The sequence below is a fragment of the Paenibacillus chibensis genome (genome assembly GCF_004001045.1).
In the GTDB taxonomy this organism is placed as follows: domain Bacteria; phylum Bacillota; class Bacilli; order Paenibacillales; family Paenibacillaceae; genus Paenibacillus_AQ; species Paenibacillus_AQ chibensis.
In genome coordinates, this window is the sequence record NZ_BIMK01000002.1 from 60,739 (window position 1) to 76,336 (window position 15,598).

The following is a 15,598-nucleotide window of genomic DNA, read 5'->3' on the forward strand; positions in this document are numbered from 1 at the left end:
TATATCTTATCATGCGTTCCGGATTCTGTGAATGCCATCTTGGAGGACGATAACAAAAAAACACCGGATCAAAAGCATCCGGTGTTTTTCTCTGTATTTATAGCTCGCTTAAACGCTAGCCGCTTCCCCGATCGCCCGCTGCGCCAGCATCGCGCCGACCGCGTCCTCCATCGGCGGATTATGCAGCCCCGCACGGACGTCGCGGTACATCCGCTCCAGCGGCAGGGTGCGCGACAGACTCGATCCGCCCACGATCCGCATCGCGAGGTCGACGATGCGCACAGCCGCGTTGGTCGCCACCGTTTTGGCGAGCCCCAGCTCCGGCTTCATCGTCGGACGCGCACCCGGCAGCCGGTCCCAGCGGTCGGCCACGCTGTACAGCAGCGTCCGCGCCGTGATCCGCTCCGATTCCATCTCGCCGATTTTGTGCCGGATATGCGGCAGATCGGCAATGGGCCCTGGCAGGCTGCTCGGGCGGTATTCCGCGGCGAATTTCACCGCGAAGTCGCGCGCAGCCCATGCGATACCGAGGTAGCAGGCCGGAATATGCAGCAGCGCGCCGCCATGGTCGGACATGCCCGTTCCGAGGGCTGACCCGTCACTGCCTTCCCATCGGTCGAGGCGCTCCTCTTCCGGCACGAACACGTCTTCCAGCAGCAGGTCATGGCTTCCCGTCGCCCGCATGCCCAGCGTGTTCCAGGTCTCTTCCATGCCCACGCCGGGTCCTCTGCGGACGTAGAAGGTACCAATCTTCTCCTCGTCCTCCACATAGGCGGTAACCGTAAACTGGTCCAGTACCGGAAGGAGCGAGCTGAAGGTTTTGCGTCCGGTCAGCAGGTAGCCGCCCTCCGTTCTGACCGCCGTCGTCTGCGGACGCCCGCCGCGGCTTGGACTGCCGGTTGACGGCTCGCTCGCGAACTGGTTGATCATCGCTCCTTCGTCCACCGCCCGTCTGCAAAACTCCTCGTACAGCTTAGGCGGCCACGACTGCTTCATGCGCAGCTGCAGCACCTGGCTGACATGCCAGCCGACCGCCAGTGCTGTCGAGCCGTCTCCCTTGGCGAGCCGCTCCTGCGCGAGCAGCATTTCGTACAGCGAGGCTTCCTCGCCCCCGTAGCTGGCCGGAACGGTCAGCTTCAAATATCCGGCCTCCCGCAGGTCGTCGAAATTTTCAAATGGAAACGATCCGTCGTGGTCATGCTCGGCGGCGCGCTCCGCAAACGTCACGGCAAGCCGGTCGGAACGGGCGGCGATATCCGCTTCGCGCTCCGTTCGTACAAACGGATCCGTAAGGATGGAATTCATGCGGCAACTCTCCCCTCTGCAGCTTTCATTCCTTTATTGTATACCTATGTGGTCGGAATTGTCCAAACCGGTTTGAGACAGGCTTTATCCTTTGGAAGCCGCCTGTTTATGCCGGACCGCATATGCATGGTACATCCGCCAGCCCGTCAGCAGAGCGGCGGCCAGGCAGATGCAGGAAGATACGGTGAACACCGTATGCATCCCGCTAAGGAAAATTTCCGGATGTCCCGGCACAAGCCCGGTCACCCGGTGTCCGGCTTTGCTGCTCATGACATGGAACAGCGTCGTTGTCGCAATCGTAATCCCGACGACCATCCCCACGTTGCGGACGAGCGAGTTAACGCTGCCCGCCGAACCCAGCTGGGTGCGCGGAACCTGCGACATTACGAGCGAATTGTTCGGGGATTGGAACAGACCGCTGCCGATGCCGAGCATCGCGATCCATGTCCCCACGACCCAGAGCGAGCTGCCGTCATGAAGTGCAGCTAAGCCGAACTGCGCAATGACCATGACGAGGAGCCCCGCGAAGGTCAGCGGTTCGGAGCCCAGCTTATCCGAAAGGGCGCCGCTGATCGGCGCCACGACGACCATGCAGATCGGGAACAGCATCAGCAGGAAGCCGGCCGAAAACGGCGACAGGTTCAGCATGTTCTGGGCATAAAACGGCGCGATGATATTAAAGCAAAAGTTCGCCGAAAAGACGAGGAAGCCGCATAAAATGCTAATTGAAAACAGCGGATTTTTGAACAGCGACAGCTCCAGCAGCGGCTGCTTCCGTTTCGTCTCCACACGGAGGAACAGGATAAACGCTGCGGCGGCTAGCACCAGCGACAGGATGATCCAGAGATTGCCGTAGCCTGCCTGCTGCCCCAGGAGCAAGCCCGAGAACAACGCGACGATGAACACGGCGAACAGCAGGCTGCCGGGCGCATCCACCCTCGCTTTGACTTTGACCAGATCCGCCGGAAGGACCTTCCAGCCGATGAACACGGCAATCAGGCCGATCGGCACGTTCACCCAGAAAATATATTCCCAGCCGAGCGAGGAAATGATAATGCCTCCGACGCTTGGCCCTGCGATGCTGCCGAGCGACACGAACGTGCCGATGAGGCCAAGCGCCTTGCCCCGCTCCTTCGCGGGGAAAATATCGGTGATGATGCCTTGGCTGTTCGCCATCGTCATCGATGCTCCGAGCGCCTGTATGACACGGGAAACGATCAAGAACGGCAGCGAGCTGCTGAACCCGCATAGCAAGGAGCCAACGATGAAAATATAAGTGCCAAGGCGGAACACGCGGATTTTCCCGACCATATCCCCCAGCTTGCCGAAAAACAGGATCACCGTGCAGATCGCCATCAGATAGCCGGTCGTCACCCATTCGATCTGGGCGATCGGCAGCCCAAGCTGCTTGGACAGCACGGGCAGCGCAATATTGACGATACTGCCGTCCAGCGTAGACATAAAGGTGAATAAATTAAGTACAACAAGAATTAGCCAGCGTTTTTTCTGAATCGCGGCATCCTCTTGATACGATGCAAAAGAAGCACTCATGGCAACCTCCTGATCTCGAAGTGGTTTTAGTTGCGCTCGCAACTAAAGATCGTAACCAGTGTAACGCATATTAGTTGCATGCGCAACCGTATTGCGATAAAATATTTTTATGCTTATGCGCATTCATTATTTGCGTCAGGGATCCGTCCCGGAGCGAAAGTTTTATATCTTACTTTCCTTGTTAGTCCTATTGCTTATCCAACCTATAAAAGAGGTGCACCTCGTGAAAAAGGAATCTATCGGCAAATTGATTTCTTATATTCAGCGTTCCAATCAAAAAATGCTCGCCAAGGAGCTTGCCCCGTACGGGATTGGCAGCGGCGGCCAGCACAGCTTCCTCAAAAACGTCCTGCACAACCCCGGCATCAATCAGGACCGGCTGACACAGGAGCTGAAGTTCGACAAAGCCACCACGGCACGCTCGGTAAAGCAGCTGGAGCATGCCGGCTATATCGAGCGGATTCCGGATCCGGAGGACCGCCGGTCGCTGCTGCTGTATCCGACGAAGAAGGCCAAGGCGTTCGAGCCCGTGCTTCAAGCCATTTTGGACGAGTCCAATAAACGCATGGCAGTCCATTTAAGCCCGGACGAAGAAGAGCAGCTGCTGCGATTGCTCCATAAAGTCAGCTGGAGCTTCTCCGAGACGGAGGACTAGGGCGCATATGGATCTGTTCTCACTTCATTAAACAGGAACGTTGCGTTCGTATCGAGATGGTCTGTTCTTCATCGCTCGCCATTCCTGCAGTAAGTAAATAGCCTTCACGGCCTGCTTCCGTCATTTGGAGGAGGTTTCCATTCGCAACAAAGCCGCATGACGTCATGGCGTCATGCGGCTTTTGTTATGTTATCAAGCGGCTTCGTGCGGTTTACTCCGCCGGGCTCGTAAGCGAACCGGCAACCACTTGCCCTTTGTACAGGGTAGCCGCCCGTGTCGATCTTCGAGCCACCGCTTCGGCCGAGCAGGAAGCTTCCACGAGCACAAGGCTCGCCTCGTCACCGGGCTTCGGCCAGACCTGGACGCCTGCCAAGTCCAGCGGAGTCAGCCCGTCCGTGATGTACCCGAGCGTCTGTCCCAGGGAGCGCTCGTCCGCCCAATGGGAAATTTCCGCGAGCCGTCCGGCGCGTTCCAGGATATCCCCGTTTCCGAACGGCGACCAAATATCGTAGACGTTATCGCAGCCGACGGCGACGGACACCCCGTGATCATGCAGCAGCCGCACAGGCGGGAACTTCCGTCCCATTGGAACGCTCGTAATGATAGTCATGCCGGCTTCCGCCAGCAGGTCGGCCATTTCCGCCGCCTGCTGCGGCGTGATGTCCCCGAGGCTGAATGCATGGCTGACGGCCACCCGGCCCTGCAGCCCGGCTTCCACGGCCAGCTCCGCCAGCCGTTTGATCGTGAATATGCCAAGACGGTCCGGATCATGCAGATGCAGATCGATCCCGGCATTCTCCTCGGCCGCAATCCGCACCATGGCCTGCAGCGACTTCTCCACGTCCCCGTCAACGGTCGCCGGGTCCACCCCGCCGACCAGACCCGCGCCCTTGCGGATGGCCTCCCTCACCAGCTGCTCCGAGCCGGAGCGCAGCAAACCCTGCTGCGGAAAAGCGACGATTTCATGCGAAAGCTTGCCTTCATACGCGCGCAGCGCCTCCTGAACCTCATCCAGATGCGACAGTCCCACTTCCGGGAAAATATCCACATGGGTTCGGATATGCGTCGCGCCTGACCGGAGCGACGCCTCCAGATAATGAGCCGCGCTTTCCCGAATCGGCAAGGAACGGGAAGGATCGAAGCCTTTTTCCTCCTCCAATCTGCCTATAATGGAGCTTACCGGCGTCACCGCCCTCCAGCTCCCGCCGAGCAGCGTCTTGTCCAGGTGGCAGTGCTTCTCCACGAAAGATGGCAGCACGAGCCGATTCCCCGCGTCCATCTGCGGCAGCTGATCACCTATCGGCTGGTCGGCCGGAATGATTCTCGTAATATTCCCATCCTCAATAAGCAAATGTTTGATTTCGGTTTCCGTTCCGGTAATTACGTCCTGCTGCAGCCGGTATCCGCATTCGAGGCGGGCATTGATAAGCCAAAAGCTTTGTTTCATCCTGCATCTCCCTTTCTTTGTTCTACTTCGGATCCAGGGATCCCGACACGAGATTCCCCCGCAACAGGACCGCCTGGCGTTTCGCTCTTCGGGCAACCGCCTCGGCCGAACAGCTCGCTTCGACCAACACTGCGCTGGCTTCATCGCCGATCCGCGGCCATGCCTGCCCGCCCTCGCCGTTCAGCGGGGTGATGCCTCCGGTAATGTATCCAAGCGCCTGGCCAAGCGCTCTTTCGCTTGAAAGGCCAAAGCGCTCTGCCAGAATGCCCGCCTTCTCCAGCATGTCTCCTTTACCGAACGGGGACCAGTGATCCATAATGCTGTCATCGCCAAGCATCACCTCTACGCCACGCGCCTGCAGCAGCGGAATCGGTATGGTCCGGCCGAGCGGAACCGAAGATGCAATCGATATGCCCAGCTGCGCCAGACGGTCTGCAATCTCAGCCGCTGTCTCCGGTGTGAGATCGGCCAGCGCGAGCGCATGGCTTACGGTGACCCGCTTCTGCCAGCCCGCCTGCTCGGTCAGATCCGCCAAACGCTGGATCGTGAACAAGCCCAAATGGCCCCTGTCATGGAGATGGATGTCAATATCCGCGTCCGCTTCCACGGCGAGGTCCATGATGGTGCAAAGCGATTTTTCGATATCGCCGTCGACCGTCGCCGGATCCACGCCCCCAACCAAGGAAGCGCCGTTTCGCAAGGCTTCCCTCATCATCGATACGGTTTGACCTTCCAGCAGCCCATGCTGCGGGAAGGCGACGAGCTCGATCTCGGCCCTGCCCCGATAGTCCTCTGCCGATTTCAGCGTCTCTTCCAGGTTTCGAAGACCGATGACGGGATCGATGTTCACATGGCTCCGGATCCGCGTCGTGCCGGCCCGAAGCAGCAGCTCGATCAGCTTGCCCGCTCTCTCCCGCGCCACCGGCAGCAGCCTTGGAAGAAGCTCGCGTTCTTCTTCGAATCTCGTAAAAATGCCGTTGGCCGGGACCGATGGAGCCTTCCATGGCCCACCGTAATAAGTCTTGTCCAAATGAATGTGCATATCACGAAACGAAGGCAGCATTAATCGGCCGTGCATCGCTTTCTTCGGCAGCGTATCCTCCAATGCGGCAGAGGCAGCCGTTATGTCCGCGATTTTCCCATTCGCAATCCGAATATGAAAAAGTCCAGTTTCCGTGCCGGACACGGCTCCGTTTTCATAGCGATAGCCTGTCTCCAGCCTGACATCGGTTAACCAGTAATTCTGCATGTTTTTTCCTCGTCTCCTCTCCATGGCAGGTGCGTGAACAATGAGTCTTTGAGACTCCGTATAGAGTATGCTACCATGGGGATGCCTATATGAAAAATATTAATATCGTTTCATTTGATAAGGTTTATCATATACAAGGAGGAAAGAAAATCATGGACATTCGTCAGCTGCGGTATTTCATTGCCATTGTGGAAGAGCGGAAAATCTCAGCAGCGGCCCAAAGGCTTCATATGTCCCAGCCGCCGCTCAGCCAGCAGCTGAAAGCGATGGAAGACGAACTTGGAACCCTCTTGCTTGAGCGGACCGGGAAGCTCCTCGAATTGACCGAATCGGGTAAAGCCTTGTACCGCTATGCGCTGCAGATGACACAGCTGATGGAGGAAGCCGTATCCGAGGTCAAGGAAGTGGGGAACGGCGTGAAGGGCAGCCTGAATCTCGGCATCAACACCTTGTCCTCGCCCGAGCTTCCGGGTCTGCTCCATCAGTTTAAACAGCGTTATCCTCATGTGACCTATAAAATCCAGCAAAATGAGTCCTCTCGCTTGTGCGAGCTGGTCAAAAGCCGGGTGCTGGAGCTTGCGATCATCCGGCTGCCGCTGGAGCTGGACGAATTCTCCGTGCTCCACCTGCGGACCGAGCCGTTTTATTTCATCACCGCGCAGGAGTCATTCGCAGGCCGCTCCGAAACGGCCCTCTCCGAACTGAAGGACACCCCGCTAATGCTTCCGAGCACCGAAGGCCTTGGGGTTCACTATACGATTCAAATGGCATTTTCCGCCCGGCACATGAAGCCGAACATCATTGCCGAATGCTCGGACGTTCCGCTGCTGCTGCAATTGGTATCCTCCGGCTTCGGCTCTGCCATCGTGCCCGAGACCGTTCTCTCCCGGCTTGCCGGTACGGGCATTCATTCCCTCCGCATTGCGGATGACCATCTGACGGGCGCGACGGGATTGATATCGCTTAAAGGCCACCATTTATCGGCAGCCGCGCAGCATTTTATCGAGCTGAGCCAAAGCGGAGCGGTGCAGCCTTATGAGGGTGTATGACTATGTTCCATCCAAAATAAAACACGCCCTCCCCGGCGTGTTTTATTTTCGTATGCAGCCCGTTTTCCCCGCTTAGCGATGACAATGCATAGATGCTTAAGATTAGGAGGCCTTCTTCAGGAATCGACCATCGTGCCGCCATTCACATGGAGAATTTGGCCCGTGACGTAACCCGAATCGTCGGAGGCCAGATACACGTAGGTCGGGGCAAGCTCAAACGGCTGCCCGGCCCGCTTCATCGGTACGTCTGTGCCGAACGTCTTGACCCGTTCCGCGTCGAAGCTCGACGGAATGAGCGGCGTCCAGATCGGTCCCGGCGCCACCCCGTTCACGCGAATGTTCCGGTCCACCAGATTCAAGGACAGCGATCGCGTAAAGGACACGACCGCTCCTTTGGTGGAGGAGTAGTCCAGCAGCGTCTTTTCCCCTTGATAGGCCGTGACCGACGCGGTATTGATGATGGAGCTCCCCGCCGGAAGATGCGGAAGAGCCGCCTTGACCATGCGGAAGTAAGACAATATGTTCGTCTGGAACGTGTTCAGCAGCTGCTCGTTCGAAATGTCCAAAATGCTCTCCTGCGGATATTGGACGCCATGATTGTTGACGAGCACATCCAGCTTACCGAAGGTTTCCAACGTTTTTTGCATGACCCAGGCGGGTGACTCTTCATTCCTCATATCGATGGCGATATTCAGGCAGCGCCGTCCCAGCTTCTCGATCCGCTGCTTGGTCTCCGCCGCATCCTGCCGCTCATCCAGATAAACGATCCCTACGTCTGCGCCTTCCTTGGCAAAAGCGATCGACACGGCGCGTCCGATGCCGCTGTCTCCGCCCGTCACCAGCGCCACCTTGCCTTGCAGCTTGCCCGAGCCCCGATATGCCGGATTTTCCGATATGGGTCTGGGTACCATCAAATACTCCATGCCCGGCTGCCGTGATTGATGCTGTGGCGGAAATGACAGCGGGACGTTTTTGCACTGCACTTCTGAACCGTAATACGGATAGGAAGGGTACAAGGCTAGCACCTCTTTTCTTAAGGACCGACGTCCGGCCGGCAGGGCGCCCGCGGTCCTTCGAAATAAACGATCTGGAAATCCGGATATGAGTGGAGCGATCCTGGAGGTTGACCTGAATATGAACGACGGCGACGCCCGCCAGCATCCTCTCCGGTCTTCTTGAATCCATAATGGATATGCCGAATTGGCCTGGCTCTATTCGCCTAAATTGACAGCGCCGGCCTTTTCAAGCTGGAAGGCTGAGGTTATTAGTCAAAGAAGAATTATGCTATGATTAGGTAACTCTGCCTCGTGTTATGACTTCGTTAGCGGCACCGATTCATTGAAAAAAGGAGTTGATTCTTCATGGAAACGAGCGGAATACTAGCGGTTATCGCCATTGTTTTTTCTGTTTTTCTCTTCATCAAAGTCATGAGCTTGCAAAGCCAGATGAATAACCTCAAAGCCGATCTGGAATGGATGCGGAACCGGGCCGGTTCACCGTCCGTTCCTGCCTCGGCTGTAACCTCCCCTCCTCCCTCTGAAAAGCAGGAAGCCTCCGGCTCTTCGGATCTGGATGAAAGGCTCCTCTACCTGCTTCGATCCGGTCAAAAGATTAAAGCCATCAAGAAGCTTCGGGAAGCTCGTCCAATGGGCCTCAAGGAAGCCAAGGAATACGTGGAGGCATTGGAGCGGGACGTATTGTAAAAAAGCCGCTGACACATAACCTGTGTCAGCGGCTTTTTAGTGTTCCGCATGTCCGATGAACCCGTCATGATGATCCCATCCAATGGGTACATGCAATGGGTATCCGAATCCGGTCGTTCCGACCTCTATTTCGCGGCAGCCTGCACGAAACGTGCTGTGATCTCCTTCGGTCTTGTAATCGCGCCGCCAACGACGGCTGCATAAGCTCCCAGCTCCAGACAGCGGCTGTACATTTCCGGCGTGATGACATTGCCTTCGGCAATGACGGGAATGTCCACCTCGCGCAGCACCGACTTCAGAAATTCGAAGTCATTATCGTACAGCTTCGTTCTGGAGGTGTACGGTGTATATCCATGCAGCGTCGTCGATACGCAGTCAAAGCCAAGATCCTGCGCCAGGATCGCCTCCTCGACCGTCGAAATATCCGCCATCAGCTCCACGGCCGGATTCTGCTCCCGGCAGTAGGCGACAAGCTCAGCGACCGTTTCTCCATTCGGACGATCGCGCTTCGTGCAATCCAGCGCGATCATCTCGCAGCCGCTCTCGAGCAGCTCGCCGATCTCCTTCTTCGTTGCCGTAATGAACACCTCGCTATCCGGATAATCGCGTTTAACGATTCCGATGACAGGAAGCGGCACCTCCTGCTTAATCGCGATAATGTCTTCCTTGCTGTTGGCCCGAATGCCGACTGCGCCGCCTTCCATGGCCGCCAAAGCCAGCTTCGACATAATAAACGAGCTGTGCAAAGGCTCTTGATTCAATGCCTGGCAGGATACGACGAGTCCGCCTTTAATTTGTCCGATCATCAATGCTCGCCTCCTAGGCCCCGGTATGCTGGGCAACCGTTTCTTCGATCTCTCGATTCAGCTCCGCAAGCGAAGCATGATGCTCCGGTTGTACCGGCAGCAGCGGCAGGCGCGGTGCGCCCGTCTCGATGCCGCGAAGGCTGAGGATGTGCTTGCAGGCGCCATATAAGGACGGGTAGCCCAGGAGCTTTTTGATGATGCCATTGATTTTCGTCTGGAGTACTTGCGCTTCCTCGATATTATTCTCCATGAACAACGTGTTCAGCTTGACGAACAGCTCCGGCATCACGCCGTAAGTTCCGCCGATGCCGCCATCGGCGCCCATGATGCGGCCCGCAAGGAACTGCTCATCCGGTCCGTTGAACACAAGGAAGTTCTCGCCGCCGGTCTCTTTGTATTGCTGCAGCTCAAACGTGCTTTCTCCGGACATTTTTACGCCGATGACCTTATCCTGCTTCGCCAGCTTGGCCAGCAGACTCGTGCTCAGCGTGAAGCCCGTCGTTTGCGGAATGTTGTAAATGATGAACGGCAGGTCCGTGCTGTCGATCATATGCTGCCAATGCGTTTCCACGGCTGCCTCCGGCAGGCGATAATATATGGAAGGAACCGCCGAAATGATATCCGCGCCGCATGCTTCCGCATGCTTCGAAAGCTCTACGCTCTCCCGGGTCGAGTTCGCACCGACATGCACAATGATGGTCAGCTCGCCTTTGACCTCCTCCATGACGGCTTCCAGCACCTGCTTGCGCTCCGCCGCGTTCTGCAGGATGCCTTCGCCGGAGCTGCCGCCGACATAAAGGCCTTTAATGCCTTTGCCTACATAGGATCTGGCAAGCTTTTTGACGCGCTCCTTATCCACGTTGCCCGCTTCGTCATAGGCCGAATACATTGCGATATAAATGCCTTTATATTGAGAAACGATGTCTGATTTCATGTTAACCGCACTCCATCTCTGATTTAAAGTAAGGATACACCGCGCCGTAAAGTGCCGCTTTGTTGCCCAGCTCGGCCGTGACAAGCACCGTTTGCGAAAAGCCGGAAGGCAAGTAAGCTTCCAGATGCGCGGTGATGGGATCCAGTAAAAATTGCTTTTGCTCCGAAACGCCTCCGCCGATGACGATGATGGACGGATCCGCGAACAGGATCATTTCGGCGATGCCTCTCGCGATTTCTTCCGTCCAGCTGTTGATCAGGCGGCTGCATGCCGCGTCGCCCTTCCGGGCGCGCTCGAACAGCTCGAAGCCGTCCCCGCTAAAGCCTTTGATTTCTTGCGTTGCCCGCCGCATCAAAACGGACATCGACGCGCGCTGCTCATACGTCGTGGCTGTATGTTTGTCGTACAGGGTATGTCCGATCTCCCCGGCCCGGTAATGGGCGCCCAGCACCGGCTCACCGCTGCTGAACATGCACCCGCCGATCCCCGTGCCGAGCGTCATGCAGAAGAAGTGGTCGCTGCCCCGGGCCGCTCCCTTCCACCATTCGCCGCGGGCGGCGGCGTTAACGTCATTGGCGATCGAAACGGGAATTCCGTAACGCTCTTCGATCAGCTTTTTCAAATTCGTCCCCTTATACGAAGGAATCGTGCCGCCCGCGAACAGAATCTCGCCGCTCTCCGTATCCACGACCCCCGCCGTGCTGATGCCGACGCCCCGGATATCCCCGTATCGGTTCTTCAGGCTGTTCATCATGCCGCAGATGGTCTCAGGGATTCGAACGTTGGCTTCCCCCGCAGGCGTGGGAACCTTTTGATGATAAATGATTTGCGCATCCGGGCCGAATACGGCTGCCTTGATCTCCGTACCGCCCACATCCATGCCTATGACATGCTCCATCCTTTTAACCCCGCTTGTATCCTTATTCCTTGACGGCTCCGCCGGCAATTCCTCTGGTAAAGTATCTTTGGAACAAGAGGAATATCAGCAGCATCGGCACGGCCGCCACGGTTGCACCCGCCATTTTATAAGCAAAGTTCGGATTCAAATCCTGCATCAGCGTGGCAATGCCGACCATTAGCGTTTTCACGTTTTTGTCCTGACCGATCACCAGCTGCCACAGATAATCGTTCCATACCTGCACGAAGTTCAGAATGAACAACGCGCCGATGCCCGGTTTGACGATCGGGAGCAGGATTTGCAGAAATGTCCTCGTTTCGCCGGCTCCGTCGATCCGGGCTGCTTCCCGGAGCGCGTCCGGCACGCTGTCGAAAAAGCCCTTGAGCAGGAACACGCCGAAGGCCGTAGCCACGTTCGGCCAGATCATGCCCCACAGCGAGTTCACCATGCCAAGGTCCTGCGTAATTCGGAACAATGGCACGATCATGACCTCTTTGGGCACCATCAAACTCGAGATAAAGATGACGAACAGCATGTTTTTACCGAAGAAATTCAGCTTGGAGAATGCATATGCAGCCATCGAGCTGGCAATGACGACCAGAATGGTGCTGATTCCGGCGACGAACAGGCTGTTCAGCGTCCAGCGCAGAGCCGGCTGATTGTTAAACACATCGGTGTAATTGCTGAACGTAAATGTTTTCGGCCACCAATCCGGCGGCATTTTGATGACATCGGAGCTGTTTTTGAGCGAGCTGGTAAACAGCCAGTACAAAGGAAACAAATTCAGCACTGCGAAGACGATAATGATGACATTCGAGACAATATCGTACTTCTCTCGCTTTTTCTTCTCTTTCGTTTGAAGCATGATTTATCCCTCACTTCTCCTTGAACATGGCTCTGAGCTGCGGTATGGACAATAGCATCGTAATCAGGAACATGATGACGCCCACCGCGGAAGCAACGCCCAGCTGGTTGTACTTGAACGCGTTGTTGTAGAGATAATACATCATGGTGACGGATGCGTTGTTCGGGCCGCCGCCCGTCAGCAGCTGGATGACGACGAAGATTTTCAGCACGGCGATGATGTTGATGATCGTGATGTAAATGGTGGTTGGCTTGACCAGCGGAATCAGGATCTGGAAAATGATCCGGACCCGGCTCGCTCCGTCCACCTCGGCCGCTTCGAACAAATCTTTCGGCACGCCGATCATCGCCGCAATGTATAGAATGATCGCCTGACCGACGTTGGTTGCGAATGTTACGAATATGATCACCGGAAGAACCGTGTGTTTATTTCCAAGCAAATTGACGATCGAAAAATCCATTTCCCTGGCCGCATACGATATGAGACCATTGGCCGGATTCAGCAGGAATCCCCAAACCATACTCATGACGACCATGGAAACCATGACAGGGATGTAATAGCTTCCCCGGATAAACGAAACGTATTTCGCATTTTTATCGAACACGGAGGAAGCAACGAATATCGCGAAAGCGACTGTTAGAAGAACAATGAAGACGACAAATATAACCGTATTGTAAATCGATTTGAAAAATACGGGATCATGGAACAGCGTTACGTAGTTGTCGAAACCGACGAACGATTCCTGATTGAATTGAACCTTGTACAGACTGAGCCTGATGCCTTCAATGATGGGATAGACGATAAAGATCAGGAACATCAAGAATTGTGGCAAAATGAACAGATAGCCGGTCACATTTTCTTTCCAGTGATAGTTTCTCAGTTTCATGGTTATCCGTTACCTTTCCAAATTCATGGCCCTGCCGCACCGCTTTTCGCTTGCGGCAGGGTCTGAATCTTTTTTATATGTCTTGTCTGTCTTGCGCTTGCCGAACGTTATTTTTTGAAAATAATCGAGCTTTCCTTCGCTTTCTGAATGACGGCGTTGCCTTTGGTCTGATAATCCTTGATCGCCTGCGCCGGCGTTTTTTCGCCGATGTACATCGCCTGCAGCTCAGGATACAGCACTTGTCTCAGCTCGCTGTAGCCCGGAACGTTGCCTGTGAAGTTGAACAGGTTCGAAGCATTCGCGTCATATGCGGCGAACAGCGGGTATTGATCCTTGAATTCCGCAGCAACGGAGCTTCTCACCGGAATGCTGTTCTTGGATGCTTTGACAAGCTCCGGATCGGTGGAGAAGAACTTGACGAAATCTTTGGCGACTTGGGTTTTCACTTCATCGCCGGTTTTGAATACGCAAGCCCCGACGACATACGTGAAGGAGAGCGGATTTCCGCTTGCGGACGGGATGTTGGCAAGACGGATATCGAATTTCGGCGCTTTGCCGGCTTCCATGTCAGCCTTGGAGTTGTTGAACAGCACCGGATTCGTGAAGCTGATCGCGAGCTGCTGGTTTTGGAACATGGCGTTGGCGTCGTTGGAGGATACGGATTCCGCTCCAGGGTTCGTGTAGCCTTCGCTGTAAATCTTCTTCAGCCATTCAGCCGCTTTCACACCGTTCTCATCATCCACGGTAATGTTGCCTTGATCGTCAAAAAATTTGTTGCCGAACATCCGGAGATAAGCCAGGTTCCAGGTATCGCCTTGGTTGTTCAGAGCATACAAGCCCATTGGGTACGAGCCTTTCGGCAGCTTCTCTTTCAGGGCCTTCAGGATTTTGTCGTAATCGTCGATCGTCCAGGTTTGGATGGCATTCGCATCGCCAATGTAGCTGTCCAGGCCCGCAGCCTTGAACATATCCGCATTGTAGGCGAGTGTGCCCGGGTTGTGGGCGAACGGATAGAAGTACACATTGTTGCCGAAGGTTACGTTATCCCAGTACTTCTGGTCGATGTCCTTCTTGGCCGCGTCGTCGACGATATCGTCGAGCGGTTCCAGTGCGCCGCGATGAACGTAGTCGCCCATGGCGAATACGCTTTCAAAGAAAATATCCGGTGGCGTGCCGCCGTTCAGGTTCACGTTCAGCATTTCGTCGCGCTGGTCGCCTGCAATGACCTGGACATTCACTTTCACGTCATACTTGTCGTATTGCTTGGAGAATTTGTCTGCGGCATATTTGAAAAAGCTGTCATAATCCGCATTTTGCTCCGAAGCATCCATAACGCCTTTCCACTGCGGAGTCAGCCACAAGGACAGCTCCACCTTATCTTTTTTGCCGGACGAAGCATCTCCGCCGCCGCTGCTCTCTGCATCCTTCTGGCTTCCGCCGGAACAGCCTGCCAGCATGGACATCACGAGGACGAGTGCGGCAGCTGCCGAAAACACGCGTTTCTTTAACATTGAATTATGCCCCCTTTAAATCTTGTTGTTCATACTTCATTTAAAACAGATTGCGGTTGATCTTGATGACGACCTTTCTGACATCGGAGGGCTCGGCCTCCGTCAGCCCCGGACGGTGAATGTCCTCAGGAAACAAAACGGTGTACATGCCTGGCGCAAGCCTGATCATGGACTCTTCCCCGAGCTCCGTATAAAGCGAATAATCTTTGTCCGGATGACTCTCAAACGGTATGGTCTGGTCATTTTGCAGCTGCCAGCCGATCATCTCTTCCCCTTCAATGACAAAGTGGATGTCCAGGAAGCATTCATGTTTCTCCGCCGATTGCATCGAAGCCGGCTTGGTGCGGATCTTCGAGATCAGGGCGTACATGTCCTGGTCCCATATCGGGTATTTCCCTTCGTCCAGCAGGCTGAAATCAGTGTCATGCAGAAAATCAATCGCCTTGCGCAGCACGGGATGCGCATACTCTCTTTCCTGTGGCCAGTGCGATAGCGATGAGACAATCATGCTGTGGGATTCCTCCTTACGGCTGAATTAAAACGGCCTCTCAGAATGTGCTTGGATGTGAAAGGCTTATAGGAAAAGTATAGCTGTGATACAAAAGCACAAACAGGAACAAAATTATCAGCTTTATATTCAAGATTTTTAAAACGCTTACATGAAGATGACGTCTGCATTCACTTTTTTCAGATGGGATGTTCACTATTTTTGGATAGGTAAAAAAACAAATCCTCCTGC

The 15,598-nt window shown here is 55.3% G+C and carries 15 protein-coding genes; 3 read left to right on the forward strand and 12 right to left on the reverse strand.

What is annotated here, in order from left to right:
* Positions 1–108 precede the first annotated feature (108 nt).
* Both PCH05_RS01830 and PCH05_RS01835 read right to left on the reverse strand, forming a co-directional pair.
* Entirely contained in the window at positions 109–1,305 is a 1,197-nt protein-coding gene (locus PCH05_RS01830; RefSeq protein ID WP_127600077.1) for an acyl-CoA dehydrogenase family protein, read from the reverse strand.
* 84 nt (positions 1,306–1,389) lie between these two features.
* Positions 1,390–2,856: an MFS transporter gene (locus tag PCH05_RS01835; RefSeq protein WP_127600079.1), complete on the reverse strand. Its 1,467-nt coding sequence runs from the start codon at positions 2,854–2,856 to the stop codon at positions 1,390–1,392.
* A 223-nt stretch (positions 2,857–3,079) separates the two neighbouring features.
* Between PCH05_RS01835 and PCH05_RS01840 the strand changes: the two genes are divergently transcribed.
* A complete protein-coding gene (locus PCH05_RS01840) occupies positions 3,080–3,511 on the forward strand; it encodes a MarR family winged helix-turn-helix transcriptional regulator (protein WP_127600081.1) in 432 nt (143 codons plus the stop codon).
* Positions 3,512–3,722: 211 nt separating this feature from the next.
* On the opposite strand, the gene PCH05_RS01845 is transcribed toward PCH05_RS01840, so the two are convergent.
* Together PCH05_RS01845 and PCH05_RS01850 are read right to left on the reverse strand one after the other, a co-directional pair.
* Entirely contained in the window at positions 3,723–4,958 is a 1,236-nt protein-coding gene (locus PCH05_RS01845) for an amidohydrolase (RefSeq protein WP_127600084.1), read from the reverse strand.
* A gap of 22 nt (positions 4,959–4,980) precedes the next feature.
* Positions 4,981–6,207, reverse strand: a complete 1,227-nt coding sequence (locus PCH05_RS01850; RefSeq protein WP_127600086.1) for an amidohydrolase family protein — start codon at positions 6,205–6,207, stop codon at positions 4,981–4,983.
* A 152-nt stretch (positions 6,208–6,359) separates the two neighbouring features.
* On the opposite strand from PCH05_RS01850, the gene PCH05_RS01855 reads away from it, so the two are divergent.
* Entirely contained in the window at positions 6,360–7,256 is an 897-nt protein-coding gene (locus tag PCH05_RS01855; RefSeq protein WP_127600088.1) for a LysR family transcriptional regulator, read from the forward strand.
* A gap of 116 nt (positions 7,257–7,372) precedes the next feature.
* On the opposite strand, the gene PCH05_RS01860 is transcribed toward PCH05_RS01855, so the two are convergent.
* Complete coding sequence (locus PCH05_RS01860) at positions 7,373–8,272, reverse strand: SDR family oxidoreductase (protein WP_127600090.1); 900 nt, start codon at positions 8,270–8,272, stop codon at positions 7,373–7,375.
* Between the two features lie 345 nt (positions 8,273–8,617).
* Between PCH05_RS01860 and PCH05_RS01865 the strand changes: the two genes are divergently transcribed.
* Entirely contained in the window at positions 8,618–8,959 is a 342-nt protein-coding gene (locus PCH05_RS01865) for a ribosomal protein L7/L12 (RefSeq protein ID WP_127600092.1), read from the forward strand.
* A gap of 125 nt (positions 8,960–9,084) precedes the next feature.
* Here PCH05_RS01865 and PCH05_RS01870 read toward each other — a convergent pair whose 3' ends face one another.
* From PCH05_RS01870 to PCH05_RS01900, 7 genes are all read right to left on the reverse strand, one after another.
* On the reverse strand, positions 9,085–9,765 hold the full coding sequence (locus PCH05_RS01870) for an N-acetylmannosamine-6-phosphate 2-epimerase (protein ID WP_127600094.1): 681 nt from the start codon (positions 9,763–9,765) through the stop codon (positions 9,085–9,087).
* A 13-nt stretch (positions 9,766–9,778) separates the two neighbouring features.
* A complete protein-coding gene (locus tag PCH05_RS01875; RefSeq protein ID WP_127600096.1) occupies positions 9,779–10,699 on the reverse strand; it encodes a dihydrodipicolinate synthase family protein in 921 nt (306 codons plus the stop codon).
* A 1-nt stretch (position 10,700) separates the two neighbouring features.
* Complete coding sequence (locus PCH05_RS01880; RefSeq protein WP_127600098.1) at positions 10,701–11,597, reverse strand: ROK family protein; 897 nt, start codon at positions 11,595–11,597, stop codon at positions 10,701–10,703.
* A gap of 22 nt (positions 11,598–11,619) precedes the next feature.
* Positions 11,620–12,462, reverse strand: coding sequence for a carbohydrate ABC transporter permease (locus tag PCH05_RS01885; RefSeq protein WP_127600100.1), 843 nt, complete (start codon positions 12,460–12,462; stop codon positions 11,620–11,622).
* Positions 12,463–12,472: 10 nt separating this feature from the next.
* Positions 12,473–13,348, reverse strand: coding sequence for a carbohydrate ABC transporter permease (locus PCH05_RS01890; RefSeq protein WP_127600102.1), 876 nt, complete (start codon positions 13,346–13,348; stop codon positions 12,473–12,475).
* Between the two features lie 107 nt (positions 13,349–13,455).
* The gene (locus PCH05_RS01895) at positions 13,456–14,859 is read right to left on the reverse strand and encodes an ABC transporter substrate-binding protein (RefSeq protein WP_127600104.1); all 1,404 of its coding nucleotides are present in this window, start codon (positions 14,857–14,859) and stop codon (positions 13,456–13,458) included.
* 40 nt (positions 14,860–14,899) lie between these two features.
* Positions 14,900–15,367: a NanQ anomerase/TabA/YiaL family protein gene (locus tag PCH05_RS01900; RefSeq protein WP_127600106.1), complete on the reverse strand. Its 468-nt coding sequence runs from the start codon at positions 15,365–15,367 to the stop codon at positions 14,900–14,902.
* Between the last annotated feature and the right edge of the window lie 231 nt (positions 15,368–15,598).

What these genes read in the sequence shown, in the direction of transcription:
- PCH05_RS01830 (WP_127600077.1), bottom strand. Translation starts at nt 1,305, where the DNA reads ATGAATTCCATCCTTACGGATCCGTTTGTACGAACGGAGCGCGAAGCG.
- PCH05_RS01895 (WP_127600104.1), bottom strand. Translation starts at nt 14,859, where the DNA reads ATGTTAAAGAAACGCGTGTTTTCGGCAGCTGCCGCACTCGTCCTCGTG.
- PCH05_RS01870 (WP_127600094.1), bottom strand. Translation starts at nt 9,765, where the DNA reads ATGATCGGACAAATTAAAGGCGGACTCGTCGTATCCTGCCAGGCATTG.
- PCH05_RS01835 (WP_127600079.1), bottom strand. Translation starts at nt 2,856, where the DNA reads ATGAGTGCTTCTTTTGCATCGTATCAAGAGGATGCCGCGATTCAGAAA.
- PCH05_RS01845 (WP_127600084.1), bottom strand. Translation starts at nt 4,958, where the DNA reads ATGAAACAAAGCTTTTGGCTTATCAATGCCCGCCTCGAATGCGGATAC.
- PCH05_RS01885 (WP_127600100.1), bottom strand. Translation starts at nt 12,462, where the DNA reads ATGCTTCAAACGAAAGAGAAGAAAAAGCGAGAGAAGTACGATATTGTC.
- PCH05_RS01890 (WP_127600102.1), bottom strand. Translation starts at nt 13,348, where the DNA reads ATGAAACTGAGAAACTATCACTGGAAAGAAAATGTGACCGGCTATCTG.
- PCH05_RS01875 (WP_127600096.1), bottom strand. Translation starts at nt 10,699, where the DNA reads ATGAAATCAGACATCGTTTCTCAATATAAAGGCATTTATATCGCAATG.
- PCH05_RS01880 (WP_127600098.1), bottom strand. Translation starts at nt 11,597, where the DNA reads ATGGAGCATGTCATAGGCATGGATGTGGGCGGTACGGAGATCAAGGCA.
- PCH05_RS01850 (WP_127600086.1), bottom strand. Translation starts at nt 6,207, where the DNA reads ATGCAGAATTACTGGTTAACCGATGTCAGGCTGGAGACAGGCTATCGC.
- PCH05_RS01865 (WP_127600092.1), top strand. Translation starts at nt 8,618, where the DNA reads ATGGAAACGAGCGGAATACTAGCGGTTATCGCCATTGTTTTTTCTGTT.
- PCH05_RS01900 (WP_127600106.1), bottom strand. Translation starts at nt 15,367, where the DNA reads ATGATTGTCTCATCGCTATCGCACTGGCCACAGGAAAGAGAGTATGCG.
- PCH05_RS01855 (WP_127600088.1), top strand. Translation starts at nt 6,360, where the DNA reads ATGGACATTCGTCAGCTGCGGTATTTCATTGCCATTGTGGAAGAGCGG.